We start from the raw sequence: 16,786 nt of genomic DNA on the forward strand, positions 1-16,786 counted from the left end.
GATGAAGCACGCTACTTTCCGCCCCCGTTTCACCCACGGCGCCCTCCTGCTGCTCATGCTGGGCTCGGGGATGGCTCAGGCCGCCGACACCCTGCCCGTCATCCAGCAGCAGTGGGCCGTCTGTCAGTATCAGCAGACCGGCAAGGCCAAGGAGAGCTGTCTCGAACAGCTGAGCAGCCAGGCCGATCAGGCCAGCGCCAAGGAAGCCTTTCGCACCGACCTGCTGATCTGGTCGGCCATCGTCAAGAGCACCTGGGCCGGCGCCAAGGGTGGGCTGGGGGCGCTCGGTCTGGTCAAGGAGGCCAAGGCCAAGCTGGAGATCGCCCTCAAGCAGGACCCCAAGGCACTGGACGGCTCCGCCTACACCAGCCTGGGCTCGCTTTACTATCAGGTGCCGGGCTGGCCGGTGGGCTTTGGCGATGACGAGAAGGCCGAGCAGCTGCTCAAGCAGGCGCTGGCCATCAACCCGACCGGCATCGACCCCAACTTCTTCTACGGCGACTTTCTGCTGGATCAGGGCCGCAAGGCCGAGGCCAAGAGCTATCTGGAGAAGGCGCTGAGCGCCCCGCACCGGCCGGGTCGCGAGCTGGCGGATCAGGGTCGACGCATCGAGATCCGCGATCGCCTCGACAAGCTGTAAACCCAAGTCGGATCAGAGCGCTATTTAAACTCTGCCCACCAGCTTGCATACTGGTGGGCAGCGTCTTTTGAGGGGAATAACAATGCGGATCCTGTTGGTGGAAGATGATGTGATGCTGGGTGACGGCATGGTGGATGCCCTGCGCAGCAGCGGCTACACGGTGGACTGGCTGCAGCAGGGGCTGCCCGCCTTGTCGGTGCTCAAGAGCGAGGAGTTTGCCGCGCTCATTCTGGATCTCAACCTGCCGGACATTGACGGCATCAGCCTGCTGCGCAAGCTGCGCCGGGAAGGCCAGACGCTGCCGGTGCTGATCCTCACCGCCCGTGACGCCCTGGACGACCGGGTGCTGGGACTGGATGCGGGCTCCGACGACTACATGGTCAAGCCGTTCGCCCTGCAGGAGCTCAACGCCCGCCTGCGCGCCTTGGTGCGGCGCAGCAAGGGCCAGGCCCAGGCGGTGCTCGAATACGGCGAACTGCAGCTCTATCCCGAGTCTCAGCAGGTCACCTATCGGGGCGAGCCGGTCAAACTCACCCCCCACGAATACAAGCTGCTGCAGGAGCTCATCACCCAGAGCGGCCGGGTGCTGAGCAAGGATCAGCTGCAGCAGAGCCTCTACGGCTGGGACGAGGGGGCCGAGAGCAACGCGGTGGAGGTGCACATTCACCACCTGCGCAAGAAGTTCTACAGCGACCTCATCCGCAATATCCGCGGGGTCGGCTACATAGTCCCCCAGCTTGAACAGGCCCAGCGCCGGGACCACCGGGCATGACGCGTCCCCGCTCCATCCGCCGCTTCCTGCTCTCCGGCATCCTGGCGTTGGTCAGCGCCAGCTTGGCCATCAGCGCCCTCATCGGTTATCTGGAGGCCAACCACGAGATGGAAGAGCTGTTCGATGCCCGTCTCGCCCAGTCCTCCCGCATCACCAACCAGCTGCTCAGCCGCTATCTGGAACAAAATGGCGAACTGCCCGCCAACGGCACCGTCTATCAGGATTGGGAGCAGCACAACCCGGATCAGTGGCAGAAGGACACCAGCTTCAACCTGCGAGGGGAGGACAGGGAGCTCACCCCCTTCGGCCACGAATTCGAGCGCAATCTCTACTTCCAGCTGCTGAGCGAGCAAGGCCACATACTACTGCGCTCCCCCAGCGCCCCCAGCCAGCCCCTCGGCGCCCTGGCCCCCGGCTTCAACAACGTCACCAAGGACAACCACGAGTGGCGCACCTTCACCCTCTACAACCAGGATGAGCACACCTGGCTCATCGTGGCGGAGCGGGATGACGAGCGCAGCGAGCTGGCCAGCAAGATGGCCACCCTGGCCATGCTGCCACTGCTCATCACCCTGCCCTTCCTGCTCGGCCTGCTGTGGTGGCTCATCTCCCGCGGGCTGGCGCCGCTGCGGCAGCTGGCCCAGGCTATCGGTGAACGCCACCCCGCCAACCTGAGCCCGCTCACCCTGAAGATCCGGGCCCAGGAGCTGACCCCGCTCACCAACGAGATCAACCGGTTGATGCATGCGCTGGCCGATACCATAGAGCGGGAGAAGCAGTTCACCAACGAGGCGGCCCACGAGCTGCGTACCCCGCTGGCGGTGCTGCGCATCCACAGCGAGAACGCGCTGGCCGCCGAGGATGCCGAGAGCCGTCAGCACTCCCTGCAGAAGATGCTGCTGGCGCTCGATCGAAGCGATCGGCTGCTGCGCCAGCTGCTGACCCAGGCCCGCATCGACAACCAGCAGGGGCTGGAGCTGACCGAGCTCAACCTGAACCAGCTGTTGCAGGGCACCCTGGCCACCCTGGCCCCCATCGCCCTGAAAAAGGATCAGCAGCTGTCGCTGGAAGGTACCGAACAGCTGACGGTGATGGGGCAGGCCACCCTGCTGGAGCTGATGTTCAGCAACCTCATCGACAACGCGCTGCGCTACACCCAGGCGCAGGGCGAGATCGCGGTCGAGGCGCGCCAGGAGGGGCACAGGGTCAGGGTCGACATTCGCGACAACGGCCCCGGTATCCCCACCGCCGCCCTGTCGCGCCTGTGCGAGCGCTTCTTTCGGGTCAATCCCCAGCAGGGGGACGGGGTCGGCCTCGGCATGGCCATCGTCTCGCGCATCGCCCAGTTGCACGGCGCCGATCTCGATATCCACAACCGGCCGGAAGGGGGGCTGGAGGTGAGCGTGCTGCTGCCCGCCCCCTCCCGCCCAGCCTGATCATCACCATAAAAAACGGGGGCCAGGCCCCCGTTTTTTTATATCGTTCACTTCCCTCAGCGACAGCTCGGCTGCACCGTGAAGGTGCGGCTCGAATCCACTGCGCCGAGATCCGCCAGCAGGCGGCGCCCCAGCAGCACCGGATAGATCATCTTGCTGCGATCCCGCAGGGTGAACCACTCCTCATACACCTTGTCACCCAGGCAGATGGACATGGTGACCGTGGGGCGCTGCTCCATGCCGCCGGCGCCACGCACCGTCACCATGTGCTCCACCGGTCGCTCCAGGGTCTGGCTCACCTGCCGGTCGGTGTTGGCATCGGTCACCTGCAGGGTGAAACGCACCCAGGGCTTGCCGTCACGCTTGAAATGGCGCAGATCCCGCGCATCAAGCGAGGAGGTGAGCGCCCCGGTATCCAGCTTCATCTTCACCGCCACCCCGCTCGGCATGATGAGCCCCTTCTCAATCCAGCCATAAACGGCGGGATCGGAGGCAGCCCGCGCCGCTCCCGGCAGGGCGAGACCGACCAGCAACAGCAGCGGCATCATCCGCAATCCGAACATCTTCACTCCTTGTCAGGGCAGGGCCGACGCTGGCCCGAGCAGCCCAGAGTGGGGATGGAAAAGGCGGCTGTCAACTGGTGAACGTGGCCGCCTCACCGCCGCCAGCGCAGACATGACGCGTGGCGTCAGGATCACGCAGATGTTTGCCAAACAGGATTCAATCAGGAGCTTTCAAGTGGAGGAACAGGGAGGCATGAGCGGGGCTGGATGAAACCCAAGGCTGCGCTCAGGTTGTGACGCCAAAGGCTACCACAACGCTGAGTGAATTATCAGTCTTGTTCCGACGGGATTTTTGCCTACACTGTTGTAAACCGGAGGGCCTGAAAACCACCGGTTTTTTTGCGCCTGCCGAAAAGTTGCCACTGCAAAGTGACCTATCACACAAGGCTCAATAAGGAATTCGTAATGCGTATCGAAGAAGACTTGAAGCTCGGTTTCAAGGATGTCCTGTTCCGCCCCAAGCGCTCTACTCTCAAGAGCCGTTCCCAAGTCAGCCTGACCCGTCAGTTCACCTTCAAGCACACCCAGACCCAATGGCAAGGGGTGCCCGTCATCGCCGCCAACATGGATACCGTCGGCAGCTTCGCCATGGCGCGTACCCTGGCCAGCTTCGAGATGATGACCGCAGTCCACAAGCACTACAGCCTTGCGCAGTGGCAAACCTTCGTGAGCGAAACCGACCCGGCGCTGCTGGGTCATGTGATGGTCTCTACCGGCACCTCCGAGGATGACTTCACCAAGACCCGCCAGATCCTGGCCATGTCCAGCGCCCTGCGCTTCATCTGTGTCGACGTGGCCAACGGCTACTCCCAGCACTTCGTCGAGTTTCTGCGCAAGATCCGCGAGGCCTGCCCGAACCACGTCATCCTGGCGGGCAACGTGGTCACCGGCGAGATGGTCGAAGAGCTGATCCTCTCCGGCGCCGACATCGTCAAGGTCGGCATAGGCCCGGGCTCGGTCTGCACCACCCGGGTCAAGACCGGCGTCGGCTACCCGCAGCTCTCCGCCATCATCGAGTGTGCCGATGCGGCTCACGGTCTGGGCGGCCAGATCGTCGGTGACGGCGGCTGCACCTGCCCGGGGGATGTGGCCAAGGCGTTTGGCGGTGGCGCCGACTTCGTGATGCTGGGCGGCATGCTGGCAGCCCACGAGGAGTGCGGCGGCGAAATCGTCGACGTGGATGGCGAACCCTTCATGAAGTTCTACGGCATGAGCTCCTCAAGCGCCATGGACAAGCACGCCGGCGGCGTCGCCGAATACCGCGCCTCCGAGGGCAAAACCGTGCTGCTGCCCTATCGCGGCCCGGTCGAAAACACGGTGCGCGACATCCTGGGCGGGGTGCGCTCCACCTGCACCTACGTCGGTGCCAGCCAGCTGAAAGAATTGACCAAGCGCACCACCTTTATCCGGGTGCGCGAGCAAGAGAACAACGTCTACGGCAAGGAGTAACCTGCCGCAGCGACCGTCACGCGCTGACGGTTAGAAGCCAGCCAACCGGTGTGCTACCCTGCGCACCGGTTTTTTTGTATCTGGATGCCCTGACATGACCAGCCCCCTCCCCCCGTTTGACTGGGATATCTTCTGCTGCGTAGTGGACAACTTCGGCGACATCGGCGTCACCTGGCGGCTGGCCCGCCAGCTGAAACAGGAAGGCGCGCTCCCGACCCACGGCAATGAGGTGCAGGTGCGGCTCTGGGTGGACGATCTGACAAGCTTCGCCCGCATCTGTCCGGGGCTCGACCCCGCGCTGGATAGCCAGTGGGTCGATGGCATCCATATCCAGCACTGGCATGACACCCTGCCAGCCGACACCACCCCGGCCCGGGTGGTGATCGAGGCCTTTGCCTGCCAGCTGCCCGCCCCCTTCATTGAACGAATGGCCGAGCAGATGGCGAGCCAGCCCAAGCCCCCCTGCTGGATCAACCTCGAGTACCTCTCGGCTGAATCCTGGGTCGAGGATTGCCACGCCCTCGCCTCGCCCCAGCGGGTCGGCAACCAGAGCCTCAACAAATACTTCTTCTTCCCGGGCTTCACGGCCAGAACCGGCGGCCTCCTGTGCGAGCGCGGCCTCATCGTCGAGCGCGAGCGCTGGCAACAGGATGAAGCCGGGCTTGCCGCCTACTGGGCCAGCCTCGGCCTGCCGCCCAAGCAAGAACACGAGCTGCGGGTCAGCCTCTTCACCTACGAGAGCCCCGCCCTGACCAGCCTGGTCGAGAGCTGGTGCCAGAGCGCCACGCCCGTCACCCTGCTGCTGCCGCTCGGACGCTCCCTCAACGACGTGCTCACCGGCGCCGGGCTGGCAGCGGCCATTCCGACGGCCAAGGCAGGCGCACTGCTGCAGGCGGGCAACCTCACCATCAAGCTGCTGCCGATGACCGATCAGGCCGGTTACGATCGGCTGCTGTGGAGCTGTGATCTCAATCTGGTGCGCGGGGAGGACTCCTTCGTGCGGGCCCAGTGGGCCGCCCGCCCCTTCCTGTGGCACATCTATCCGCAGGAAGAGCAGGCCCACATGGTCAAGCTGGACGGCTTTCTCGACCACTATGTGGCCAAGCTGCCCACCGCCACCGGCCAGTGGCTGCGCGGTTTCAGCCACGCCCTCAATCAGGGGGAAAACTGTCGCGATTGGTGGGCGCAATGGCCGGAACACGCCGCGATATGGCTGCAACATGGGCGACCTTGGTCACAGAAGCAGCTCAGGGATGGGGATCTCGTCACTCGGCTGGTGAAATTTTTAGAAAGCCGTATATAATCTGGCAGTTTTTATCTGCCCGTATACGAACAGGAATTTTTACATGAAAACCGCACAGGAAATCCGCGCTGGTAACGTCGTCATGATCGGTACCGAGCCGATGGTGGTCCAGAAAGCCGAATTCAACAAATCCGGCCGTAACTCCGCCGTGGTCAAGATGAAGCTGAAAGGCCTGCTGAACGGCAGCGCCACCGAGACCGTATTCAAGGCCGACGACAAGCTGGAAGTTGTTCAGCTGGAACGTAAAGAGTGCACCTACTCCTACTTCTCCGACCCCCTGTATGTCTTCATGGACACCGAGTACAACCAGTACGACGTCGAGAAAGACAACCTGGGTGATGCCCTGAACTACATGGTTGACGGCATGGAAGACATCTGCGAAGTGACTTTCTACAACGAGAAAGCCATCTCCGTAGAACTGCCGACCACCATCGTTCGCGAAGTCGAGTACACCGAGCCGGCCGCCCGTGGCGACACCTCCGGTAAAGTGACCAAGCCGGCCCGTCTGAAGGGCACCACCTACGAGCTGGCCGTTGCTGCCTTCGTAGAGATCGGCGACAAGATCGAAATCGATACCCGCACCGGTGAGTTCAAGCGTCGCGTCAACTAAGTTGACCCCTTGAATCCATGGTGAAAAAGCGAGCCTTCGGCTCGCTTTTTTTATGGGTGCACGACGCCGCCCGGCTGTATTCGAAACGCAAACATGGCTAAATGGGCAAGCTGGTTTGTGCCATCCTCCGGAGCGCCCCATGACATCTCTGCATAAAGGTCTGTTGCTGCTGTTGACCCTGGTACTGCTGATCCTCTCCGGCTGGCAACCCTATGACAGGGCGACCTGGCTGATGGAGGTCGCCCCCGTACTCATCGCCATGCCGCTGCTTGCCCTGACACACCGCCATTTTCCGCTCACCAGCCTGCTCTATCTGTGTATCGCCCTGCACGCCATGGTGCTGATGCTGGGCGGCGCCTATACCTACGCCCGCGTCCCGCTGGGATTCGAACTGCAGCAGTGGTTCGAGCTAATCCGCAACCCCTATGACAAGATTGGCCACTTCTTTCAGGGCTTCGTGCCCGCCCTGGTGTGCCGGGAGATCCTGCTGCGCGGAGGCTATGTGCAGGGCCGGCGCATGCTGGCGTTTCTGGTGGTCTGCGTGGTGCTCGCCATCAGCGCCACCTACGAGTTCATCGAGTGGGGGGCCGCCCTCGCGCTCGGTCAGGGAGCGGATGAGTTTCTCGGCACCCAGGGCGACCCCTGGGATACCCAGTCCGACATGTTCTTCGCCCTGATTGGCGCCGTCACTGCTCTGCTGCTGCTCTCGCCCCTGCACGACCGCCAGCTGGCCGGGCTCGCCAGCACCGACCGGCCGTTACCCTAGCACTGCCACTTCCCCCTTCAGAAAACCGGCCTGGTGCCGCTAACCCGAATAACCGGGGGAGCGCACTATGGCCAGATTGTTCTTATCACTGCTGTTACTGACCCTGCTGGCAAGCAACCCCTTGCAGGCCAGCGAGGGCACACCGCTGACGCCGCTCGACTACTGGCAGAACAACGACTGGCAGGGGCTGCCCAACAGCACCCAGATCGACAAGCAGACAGTGCTGTTCGCCAAACACGACAGCGACAGCTATGTGGGGCTGGCCATCCTCTTGCCCGACTGGCAGCGCAGCGGCCAGCTGTGGCAGCTGACCCGGGCCCTCGGCCGACTCGGCTTCGATACTTTGTTGCTGCTCCCCTCGCCCCAACAGACCGAACTGGACCCTGCCGCCGAGAAAAAGCAGCAGGCCATCGACGACTTTCGCAAGCAGTTCGCCACCCGCATCAGCAAGCTGGGGGATGCCAAGCTGCAGGAGGGGGGCTTCAAGCTGATACTGGCGCAGGGCACCGGCGCCGCCTGGGCCACCAACCTCATCGCCAGTGAACAGTTGCCCGCCCCCGATGCGCTGGTGCTGCTCGACGGCTTCTTCCCCGACCAGCAGAGCAACCAGATCTTCGCCAAGGAGATCGCCCAGGCCACCATGCCGACCCTCGACCTCTATCAGGAGGATGGCGGACGCTGGCCGCTGCTGGCCGCCGAGGCGCGCAGAAGCGAGAGCCGCCGCAGCCACAAGCTCAACTACCGCCCCTACGCCCTGCTGGAGCTGGATGAAACGCCGACCCGGATCCAGGGCTGGCTCACCCACCTCGGCTGGCTCTGACCCCAAAAATGCCGCCTGCCTCACATCCGGCGCGATTGCCAAGCCGTTGATGCGCGGCAAACTGGCCCTCGGTCGCCGATGTTTGGCATCATGAGCGCCTCAACGGCAGGAGGCTCCATGCAGCAAATTGTGTTTCTCGACAGCGATACCCTGGATACCGGCATCACCCTGCGCCACCCCGACTTTCCCCATCACTGGCAGAGCTACCCGAGCACGGCCCCCGAGCTGGTGGTGGAGCGACTCAAAGACGCCAGCATCGCCATTATCAACAAGGTGCGCATCGGCGCCGCCGAGCTGGCCCGGCTGCCGGACCTGAAACTCATCGCGCTGGCCGCCACCGGCAGCGACAACGTAGATCTGGAGGCGTGCCGCGCCGCCAATGTCGGTGTCTGCAACATCCGCAACTACTCGGGCCCCTCGGTGCCGGAACACGCCATGGCGCTGATGCTGGCCCTGGCGCGCAACCTCTTCTGCTGGCGCCAGTCACTGCTGGAGGGGCGCTGGCAGCAGAGCGGCCAGTTCTGCTTCTTCGATCACCACATCACGGATCTGCACGGCAAGCGGCTCGGCATCATCGGCAAGGGGACGCTCGGTCAGGCCCTCGGCGAGCGGGCCAGGGGGATCGGCATGGAGGTGCGCTACGCCCAGAGCCAGGTCGGCGCCAGCCACGACGAGGATCGGCTGCCGCTGGACGAGCTGCTGCAAAGCGCCGACGTCATCAGCCTGCACTGCCCGCTCACCCCCTATACCCGCAACCTGATTGGCGAGCGGGAGCTCGAGCTGATGAAGCCGGGCGCCTTGCTGATCAACGTCGGCCGCGGCGGTCTGGTGGACGAGGAAGCCCTGCTGCGGGCACTGGCCAACGGCCGCCTCGGCGGCGCCGGTTTCGACGTGGCGAGCGTCGAGCCGCCGCCTCCCGACCACCCGCTGATGCAGGCGCTGCAGTACCCCCACTTCATCCTCACCCCCCACGTTGCCTGGGCCAGCGAGGAGTCGATGCAGCGCCTCGCCGATCAGCTGATCGACAACATCAACGCCTTCGCAGAGGGGCGCCGCCAACACCGGCTGGTGTGAGCGGCCAGCCGAGCCAAACAAGAGAGGGGCCTGTCGGCCCCTCTCTCATTGCTGGCTGCGATCAATCATCGTCGTGCCATCTGTGTTTCTTGTGCTTCTTGTGTTTCTTGTGGTGCCTGTGCTCATCGTCGTAGTAACGATCGTTGTTGCTCTTATGACCATCGCCAGTCTTGGCACCGATGGCGGAGCCGCTGGCCCCGCCGACGCCGGCCCCGATCAGCTGACCCGTGCTGCCACCCACGCTCTTGCCGATGGCCGCACCACCGAGCGCCCCGACGGCGCCACCGAGGGCCGCTTCATTCTTGTTGCCCTTGTTGGCCGTGGCGGCACCACCGGCCGCACCGCCCAGCGCCGCCCCCACCAGGGCTCCGGTATCACCGCCCAGCTCCTTGCCGATCATGGTGCCGGCCACACCACCCGCACCGCCACCGAGGATGGTATTGAGTGTCTCCGAGGCCTGCACCGCACCGCTGACCAGCAGCAGTGAGCCCAGCAGGGCCAGGGCGCTCATGCCACGCTTGTTCATCTCCATGGGGTACTCCTGTCAAACCTGATTAATTTCCCCGAACTATACGATTCCCGCCAAAGGACGCCACTGTCGCAGGAGAGCGACACCGCCTCCCGCGCCGCCTGCGATGCCGGTCAATTAGCTCATAAGATATTGAATCTAAATACGTAAATGACATCGCATGGAAATTGGGCAGCGAACGGTACCGGGGCCCACCAAGCGGCAGCGGTCGCTTAGCCGTTATCCATATGACAGGATCTGTCAGCACCCTGCTCCTGCCGGGTCCGCTCCGTCAAAGACCAGCCATCGCGCCCCCGCCGCTTGCTCCGATAGAGACACTCGTCGGCCCGCTCGAACAGCAGCACACCGTCATCCGGGCTGTGGGCACCGCCCACGCTCAGGGTCACCGCCTCGCGAAACTCGCGCCACTGCTGATTGCGCACCCGCGCCAGCAGCCGGGTCAGCCCGGCCTCCAGCTCGCTGCGCGGCCAGGGCAGCAGGGCGGCGAACTCGTCTCCCCCGATCCGGTAGACGCAGCTACTCCCCAGCTCCGCCACCAGCAGCTCGGCGACCCGGCAGAGCACGCCGTCCCCCACCGTGTGCCCCCAGTTGTCATTGATGCGCTTGAAGTTGTCGACATCGAACAGCAGCAGCCAGTGGGGTGTGGCGCTCTCCTCCAGTTCGCTGCGACGCTGGGTGAAGGCCCGTCGGTTCATGATGCCGGTGAGGGGGTCATGCAGCAGGGCATCCTGCCCCTGCAGAAAGCTGGCCCGCACCTGGTCTATCTCGCTCAGGCTGCTGTGCACGAACCAGGTCTTCAGCTGGCAAGGAGTCTGGGTCGGATCCCGCACTATGCCGGTCAGCGAGCCGGCCACCAGCGCCTGCTCCTGATTGAACACCCGCACCAGAAAGTTGATGCTGCAAAACCAGATGGCAAACAGCGAGAGCAGCGGCAGCACCACCATCAGCAGAGCCTCCTCGAGGCCGTCGTGAAACAGCTCGGGCGGCAGATAGATGTTGAGATCCCAGTCGATCCCCTCCAGCTCCCGACGCAGATGGCGGCCATGCCAGATCACCTCCAGTCCGCTACCCACCACGCCAGCCGTGGTCACTGGCGGCTGATAGAGCGCCATGTTGCAGCCCACCACCAGTTCATCTCCCCCCCGCGAGCTGATGTAGATGGCCGCCTGGTTGCGACCCATGGCCCGCTGCAGTGCCTGCTGGATGGCGTTGAACGACATGTCGACCATCAGCAGGCCGAGCAGCTGACCATCCAGCCCCTTTACCCGCTTGATCAGGGTCAGGATCTGCTTGTCCGAGCCGTACTCCTGATAGGGACCCAACCAGATGAGCTCATCCCCCGGCATCGACAGCGCCCGATACCAGGGCCGGCTGGCGGCACGATACTCGGCCGGCTGCTGCCAGGCCGGGTAGCTGCTGATGCGGTCCGTTTGCGGGTTGTAGAAGTAGATGTAGTGGCTGTCGCGCTTGATCTGGTGGGCAATGGCCCAGAGCGGGTTGTCGGCCGGCTCGCCGCGGGCGATGGCGGCCTTGTCCAGCGACGCTTCCAGCACCGCCAGCTGACGCTGGTTGGCCAGCACCAGCTCGTGGATCAGGGCCGCATCGAGGGAAGAGAGCATGTGGCCGTAGCCGGCCACCGTCTTGTCGATGCTGCGCAGATAGCTGGCCGTCGCCAGGGCCAGGGTCACCACCAGCACCAGGGTGCCCAGCAGCAGGGTCAACGAGGTCAACAGGTAGTAACGCCGACTAATCAACCATTGGATCATCAACACCCCGCAAAAAATTCTGTAATGCGAGGATTCTATGGCGACCGGACAGAATCATTCATTGATTAAAATCAGCCGCCCTCCGCCTAACTGACAAAAAACATATAAACGTGATACTGCTCATCCATGCCGTGGATATGTATATCAACAAAAAGTAAAAACAGTGACCACTGTGCGTTGACGGCTAACCAGGAAGGGGGTGTTATAGTCTATAGCTTGAACAATCGGAGCCGGATGGCCTTGCCAAGGACCACCGAAGACGATTCCCTGTCAAACAAAGGAGATGTTATGAGCAGTCCGTTTATCGAACAGATCAAAGTACGTCGTACCATCTATGCCCTGGGTGACCAGGTTTCCCATACGCCGGAGCAGCTGACTACTCTCATCCAGGATGCCATCAAGCACAGCCCCTCCTCGTTCAACTCCCAGAGCTCCCGCGCCGTCATCCTGTTTGGCGCCCAGCACCACAAGCTGTGGGACATCGTCAAGGCGGAGCTGAAAAAGATCGTGCCGCCGGAAGCCTATCCCCAGAGTGAAGCCAAGGTAGACGGCAGCTTCCGCGCAGGTTTCGGCACCGTGCTCTTCTTCGAGGACACCGACGTCATCAAGGATCTGCAGCAAAAGTTCGCCCTCTACGCCGACAACTTCCCCATCTGGTCGGAACATGCCACCGGCATCGCCCAGTTTGCGGTCTGGACCACCCTGGCCCAGGAGAAGATCGGCGCCTCCCTGCAGCACTACAACCCGCTCATCGACCAGGCGGTACACAAGGAGTGGAACCTGCCCGCCAGCTGGCTGCTGCGCGCCCAGATGCCCTTTGGCAGCATCAAGCAACCGGCCGGTGACAAGACCTTCATGGACGACGCCGCGCGTTTTCGCGTGTTCAAATAAGCGCCTCGCCCACCACCCAAGCCCCCGCTCGACGGGGGCTTTTTGTTGTCAGGCCAGCAGCGTCAGCTGCAGACCCGCCGCCGCCGCCACCACGCTCACCTGGCGCCAGTCCTGGATCAGGGCACTGATGTCGGGATTGAGCCGCTGCCTTCCCCCCACCTGTACCACGCGGCAACCCGCCTGCAGCGCACTGGTGATGCCGGCCGGCGCATCCTCGAATACCAGGCAATCGGCCGCCGCCAGCCCCAGACGCTTGGCCGCCAGCAGGTATGGCTCGGGATCCGGCTTGCCATGCACCACATCCTCGGCCCCCACCAGCAGGGCGGGCAACGGCAGAGCGGCACTGCGCAATCGATGACGGGCCACCCGCTGACTGGCAGAAGTCACCAGCGCCCAGCGCTCGCTTGGCAAACCTGCCAGCAGAGCCCGGGCCCCGGCGATGGCCTCCGCCTGACCGGTGTGGTTGATCTCCAGCTCGTCGAGCAGGGCCACCTCCTGCGCCATGTCCAGTTGCGGGGCCAGGGCGCGGAGCACCTCTCGCGAGCGCACCCCGTGGCACATGGCCAGCACCGGCTCGGGCGCCAGCTGATGACGGCGGCACCAGAGCCGCCATACCGTCTCCACTTCGCCGGTGGAGTGCACCAGGGTGCCATCCATGTCCAGCAGCAGGGCGCTGGCCCGCAACACAAGCCGGCTCATGCGCCGACCCCGGCCAGGCCGGGTTCGCTCCCCGCCAGAATATCGCCGAAGGCCCGCCGCTGGGCCGCCTGTTCATAGCAGGCCAGCGCCTGTTCGGCATTGCTCGCCCAGACTTGCAAGGGGCCGACCGCAAAGCCCTGCTGCAGCAGGCTGGTAAGCAGCTCTCCCGTCTCCGGCGCAGCCAGCGGCTGGGCCAGTACCAGGGTTCCCTTGATCAAAAACAGATAGCGTTCGGCAGGCATGAGATGACTCCTTGTGACGGATCGGATGGGGCCAATGGGGCCCGCTACCAGACCATTAGAACAAGGCGGTTAGATAATTTATAATCACAAAATGGCCACTTTAGATAACCATATGGAATGAAATTCGATCTGAAGCAACTGCAGGCATTCGTCACCCTGGCCGACACCGCCAACTACCGGGAGGCCGCCAACCGGCTGTTCATCACCCAGCCGGCCCTCACCAAGCAGATCCAGGGGCTGGAACAGACCCTCGGCAGCACCCTGTTCAACCGGGGTCGCCACGGCGCCGAGCTGACCGCCATCGGCGCCCAGCTGCTCACCCAGGCGAGCGCCCTGGTCGAACACGGCAAGGGCTTTGAGCGCCACGCCATGGCGTTGGCCAGCGGCATCGCCGGGCGCCTCAAGATTGGTTTCGGCCTGTCGAGCTTCGCGCTGGCACCGGCACTGGTGGCCAGCTTCAAGCAGCAGGTGCCCGAGGTGATGGTGCATCTGCAGGACATGACCTCCGCCATCCAGCAGGAGCGGCTGCTGTCGGGCCAGCTGCAGCTCGGCTTCATGCGCCGGCCCCAGGCGTCGCAGTTGCAGGAACACAGATTGCTGACCGATCGGCTGGTGCTGGCGGTGCCGACCCTGATGACGCAGCCGGATCCGGCCGCCTTCGATGTGGAGCAGGCGCTGGCCAGCCAGCCCCTGCTGCAGATGGTTGGCCACCGCTGCCCCGGCCTCAGCCAGCAGATCGCCGGCTTCCTCGGCGCCAACCGGCTGACCGGCATGATCCAGGAGGCGGAGGATATCCAGACTCTGGTGGCACTGGTGGCCGCCGGCATCGGCAACGCCATCCTGCCGCGCAGCGTCAGCTTCATCGCTGGCCCAGACGTCACCCTCTACCCCTTGTCCGGCCCCTGCTCCGAGTGGGAGATAAGCCTGGTGTGGAACCCGGAATTTGCCGATCCCATCCGCGATCGCTTCGTGCAGCTGGTCATCGATGCCCACCCGGCGCCGCAGCCAGCCCTGCCGGATCGCTGATGCGGCCGGTTCAGGGAGTCGATATCAGGGGACAGGCAAGGTATCGCCACAGGGATGTGGCAAGCGAGTATCAGGCGGCCGGCAGCGCGCTGCAGCTGACGCAGTGGCAGCGATTCTTGCCCCCCTGCTTGGCCAGATAGAGCGCCATGTCGGCGGCGGTCAGCAGCACCTCTTCCGAGACGCTAGCCTGCTGCGGCAACAGGGTGGCGATGCCGACGCTGGCACTGAGTCTAAGCCCATCCGCCCCCGGGATCAGCAGCTCGCCGATGCCGACGCGAATGGCCTCTCCCATGCGGGAGGCGGCCTCGTCCCCGGTGTTGCCGAGGATCAGGGCAAATTCGTCGCCGCCGAAGCGGCACGGCAGATCGGTGGCCCGCTGGCAGAAGGTGCTCAGCAGCTGACCCACCTGCTGCAAGAAACCGTCCCCGACCTGATGGCCGAAGTGGTCGTTGCACAGCTTGAAGTTGTCCAGATCCAGCATGATGAAGGAGATAGGGGTCTGTTCGCGCATGCTGCGCCGCCACTCGTTGTGCAAAAAGCTGTTGAACAGCCGCCGGTTTGCCAGCCCGGTCAGCGGATCGTGCAGGGAGAGGTAGGCCATGTCCAACTCCTGCAGCTTGCGCTCGGTGACGTTGATGTGGCTGATGGTGTAGAACTCGACCTCGATACCGGGGATGGCGGAGACCCGCATCATGAACCAGCGCTGGGTATCAGGGCTGTGACAGGGGTACTCCAGATGAAAGTGCTGCTGCTCGTGGCGCAGTACCCGCCGGATCCCCTCGGCCGCCATCTGGGCCAGCGGCTCCACCGAATTGTCGCATACCCTCAGATAATTGACGCCCAGCCAGTCGTACCCCTCGGGCATGCCGTTTTGTTCGGCGAAACTATTCCAGGCGAGATTGGTGTAGTGGATGACGCCATCCCGATCGATCACCGAGATCTGCTCCTCCAGCGAATTGAGCAATGCAGACAGGTATTGCGCCCGATCGGAGAAGTGAAACAGTGATCCCTGAAAATAGTCCGCCATGGCCCTGCTCCTCACCCAACAACGACGCACCGCACCTGCCGCAACCACCAGCGTAATGCCGGCGTGCCGTCCATGACGAAGGGGCATCGGCGACCATGGTCCGCCCCCGGCCTGCAAGATAAAGATAGATGATCAACCACTTGCACCCGCCCTCATCCCTCGCTAGTAACTGCACCACTGGTTTTCACATGGAATGCCGTCACCTTCGCCGTCCATCTTGGTATTGGGGCAGTTTTGCAAAAACCAGGTCGCCTCCTCGCAGGAGGTCATCTGGGAGCAATACTGCCGACCGTCGCACTGACGGACGAAGGTGGGCGCCGCCTGCGGGCTGTCTGTGCTGTCCGCCGCCTGCTGACTGAAAGAAGAGCTTGGCGAAGGCGAGACCGACTCGGCCGAGAAGCGGGAGTAAATGGAGAAGATCCCGGCCAGCACCAGCAGCGGGATCAGCTTGCCGCGCCAGTTGCTGCGGCGTCGATAGACGGGGCGCGGGCGTGCCCTGGTTGGCATAGGCCGCTCCCCGGTCACAGCCTGTCTGCCCACAGAGGGCACTGGTTGGGCGCCTGCCAGCGACAGCGGCCGATCCACAAAGAACACCTGCTCGGCCCTGGGTTTGCCATCCTGGCCGCTGCCAAGCAGATAGGAGACCCGCTCGCCAATCTTGGGCAGCGAGCCATCTGACTGCAGCGCCGAGATGTGCACGAACAGCTCGGCTCCTTTTGGCTCGCAATCCCCCTGCTCGGGGGCGATAAAACCAAAGCCGCGCGCCTCGTTCCAGCGCACGATCCGTCCCTGATAACGCATGCCCTCATCCTTGTGGCCATCGATGCTCGCTTCATGTTGCCCAAAATGGCTGCGGCCCGACAGGGGGCCGCAGACAAAATGTCAAAACAGTGAGCAAGCTCCGCCTGCGGATGGGATCAGGCCAGCTGGGCCACCTTGCAGATCTCGGCGATGCGGCCGAGCATCCGCAGCGAAGCATGGTGCTCATTGGCATCCGCCGCCGCACAGGCATCCTCCAGGATGGTGATGGCGTAGTCGCGATCATGACCCTCCCGCGCCGCCGCCTGAATGGCCCAGCTGGTGCTCACCCCGCACACTGACTCTTATACACAAATAGCGGTCTGAACGGAACTTTTCCCGTTTTCCAGGATCTGATCTTCCATGTGACTCCCA

General features: G+C 63.6%; 18 protein-coding genes and 1 pseudogene. 11 read left to right on the forward strand and 8 right to left on the reverse strand.

The window, feature by feature from the left end:
* Position 1 precedes the first annotated feature (1 nt).
* The 3 genes from PG899_RS10945 (at position 2) to PG899_RS10955 (ending at position 2,848) form a co-directional block, all read left to right on the forward strand.
* Entirely contained in the window at positions 2-640 is a 639-nt protein-coding gene (locus PG899_RS10945; RefSeq protein WP_190283911.1) for a tetratricopeptide repeat protein, read from the forward strand.
* A gap of 82 nt (positions 641-722) precedes the next feature.
* Entirely contained in the window at positions 723-1,412 is a 690-nt protein-coding gene (locus tag PG899_RS10950; protein WP_011706997.1) for a response regulator, read from the forward strand.
* Complete coding sequence (locus PG899_RS10955) at positions 1,409-2,848, forward strand: ATP-binding protein (protein WP_049048249.1); 1,440 nt, start codon at positions 1,409-1,411, stop codon at positions 2,846-2,848. The genes PG899_RS10950 and PG899_RS10955 overlap by 4 nt, the downstream gene beginning before the upstream one ends.
* Before the next feature lie 56 nt (positions 2,849-2,904).
* On the opposite strand, the gene rloA3 is transcribed toward PG899_RS10955, so the two are convergent.
* Entirely contained in the window at positions 2,905-3,411 is a 507-nt protein-coding gene (rloA3, locus tag PG899_RS10960) for a retropepsin-like aspartic peptidase RloA3 (RefSeq protein ID WP_190283910.1), read from the reverse strand.
* Between the two features lie 405 nt (positions 3,412-3,816).
* On the opposite strand from rloA3, the gene PG899_RS10965 reads away from it, so the two are divergent.
* From PG899_RS10965 to PG899_RS10990, 6 genes are all read left to right on the forward strand, one after another.
* On the forward strand, positions 3,817-4,860 hold the full coding sequence (locus PG899_RS10965; protein WP_011707000.1) for a GMP reductase: 1,044 nt from the start codon (positions 3,817-3,819) through the stop codon (positions 4,858-4,860).
* 94 nt (positions 4,861-4,954) lie between these two features.
* A complete protein-coding gene (earP, locus tag PG899_RS10970; protein WP_190283909.1) occupies positions 4,955-6,163 on the forward strand; it encodes an elongation factor P maturation arginine rhamnosyltransferase EarP in 1,209 nt (402 codons plus the stop codon).
* Positions 6,164-6,206: 43 nt separating this feature from the next.
* On the forward strand, positions 6,207-6,773 hold the full coding sequence (gene efp, locus PG899_RS10975) for an elongation factor P (protein ID WP_011707002.1): 567 nt from the start codon (positions 6,207-6,209) through the stop codon (positions 6,771-6,773).
* A 139-nt stretch (positions 6,774-6,912) separates the two neighbouring features.
* Complete coding sequence (locus PG899_RS10980; RefSeq protein WP_190283908.1) at positions 6,913-7,539, forward strand: DUF2238 domain-containing protein; 627 nt, start codon at positions 6,913-6,915, stop codon at positions 7,537-7,539.
* A gap of 67 nt (positions 7,540-7,606) precedes the next feature.
* Positions 7,607-8,359, forward strand: coding sequence for a DUF3530 family protein (locus PG899_RS10985; RefSeq protein ID WP_011707004.1), 753 nt, complete (start codon positions 7,607-7,609; stop codon positions 8,357-8,359).
* 117 nt (positions 8,360-8,476) lie between these two features.
* Positions 8,477-9,433, forward strand: a complete 957-nt coding sequence (locus PG899_RS10990) for a D-2-hydroxyacid dehydrogenase (RefSeq protein ID WP_190283907.1) — start codon at positions 8,477-8,479, stop codon at positions 9,431-9,433.
* 61 nt (positions 9,434-9,494) lie between these two features.
* Here the strand turns inward: PG899_RS10990 and PG899_RS10995 are convergent, their stop codons facing one another.
* Together PG899_RS10995 and PG899_RS11000 are read right to left on the reverse strand one after the other, a co-directional pair.
* Complete coding sequence (locus PG899_RS10995) at positions 9,495-9,965, reverse strand: YMGG-like glycine zipper-containing protein (protein ID WP_118880665.1); 471 nt, start codon at positions 9,963-9,965, stop codon at positions 9,495-9,497.
* 209 nt (positions 9,966-10,174) lie between these two features.
* Complete coding sequence (locus PG899_RS11000; RefSeq protein ID WP_190283906.1) at positions 10,175-11,728, reverse strand: GGDEF domain-containing protein; 1,554 nt, start codon at positions 11,726-11,728, stop codon at positions 10,175-10,177.
* Positions 11,729-12,016: 288 nt separating this feature from the next.
* On the opposite strand from PG899_RS11000, the gene PG899_RS11005 reads away from it, so the two are divergent.
* The gene (locus tag PG899_RS11005; RefSeq protein WP_016351664.1) at positions 12,017-12,619 is read left to right on the forward strand and encodes a nitroreductase family protein; all 603 of its coding nucleotides are present in this window, start codon (positions 12,017-12,019) and stop codon (positions 12,617-12,619) included.
* A 48-nt stretch (positions 12,620-12,667) separates the two neighbouring features.
* On the opposite strand, the gene PG899_RS11010 is transcribed toward PG899_RS11005, so the two are convergent.
* Together PG899_RS11010 and PG899_RS11015 are read right to left on the reverse strand one after the other, a co-directional pair.
* A complete protein-coding gene (locus tag PG899_RS11010; RefSeq protein ID WP_190283905.1) occupies positions 12,668-13,318 on the reverse strand; it encodes an HAD-IA family hydrolase in 651 nt (216 codons plus the stop codon).
* Complete coding sequence (locus PG899_RS11015) at positions 13,315-13,560, reverse strand: hypothetical protein (RefSeq protein WP_011707010.1); 246 nt, start codon at positions 13,558-13,560, stop codon at positions 13,315-13,317. Before PG899_RS11015 ends, PG899_RS11010 begins: the two co-directional genes overlap by 4 nt.
* Positions 13,561-13,677: 117 nt before the next feature.
* Here PG899_RS11015 and PG899_RS11020 point away from each other — a divergent pair, with 117 nt between their 5' ends.
* The gene (locus tag PG899_RS11020) at positions 13,678-14,586 is read left to right on the forward strand and encodes a LysR family transcriptional regulator (RefSeq protein ID WP_190283904.1); all 909 of its coding nucleotides are present in this window, start codon (positions 13,678-13,680) and stop codon (positions 14,584-14,586) included.
* A gap of 70 nt (positions 14,587-14,656) precedes the next feature.
* On the opposite strand, the gene PG899_RS11025 is transcribed toward PG899_RS11020, so the two are convergent.
* The 3 genes and pseudogenes from PG899_RS11025 to PG899_RS11035 form a co-directional block, all read right to left on the reverse strand.
* Positions 14,657-15,613: a sensor domain-containing diguanylate cyclase gene (locus PG899_RS11025; RefSeq protein ID WP_043161474.1), complete on the reverse strand. Its 957-nt coding sequence runs from the start codon at positions 15,611-15,613 to the stop codon at positions 14,657-14,659.
* Positions 15,614-15,775: 162 nt separating this feature from the next.
* Positions 15,776-16,414, reverse strand: coding sequence for a cold shock domain-containing protein (locus tag PG899_RS11030; protein ID WP_190283903.1), 639 nt, complete (start codon positions 16,412-16,414; stop codon positions 15,776-15,778).
* Between the two features lie 116 nt (positions 16,415-16,530).
* Positions 16,531-16,710, reverse strand: a pseudogene (locus PG899_RS11035) (isochorismatase family protein); the annotation flags it as partial.
* Positions 16,711-16,786: the final 76 nt, after the last annotated feature.

Origin of the sequence: Aeromonas sp. QDB39 (assembly GCF_027707585.1) — a bacterium.
GTDB lineage: Bacteria > Pseudomonadota > Gammaproteobacteria > Enterobacterales > Aeromonadaceae > Aeromonas > Aeromonas hydrophila.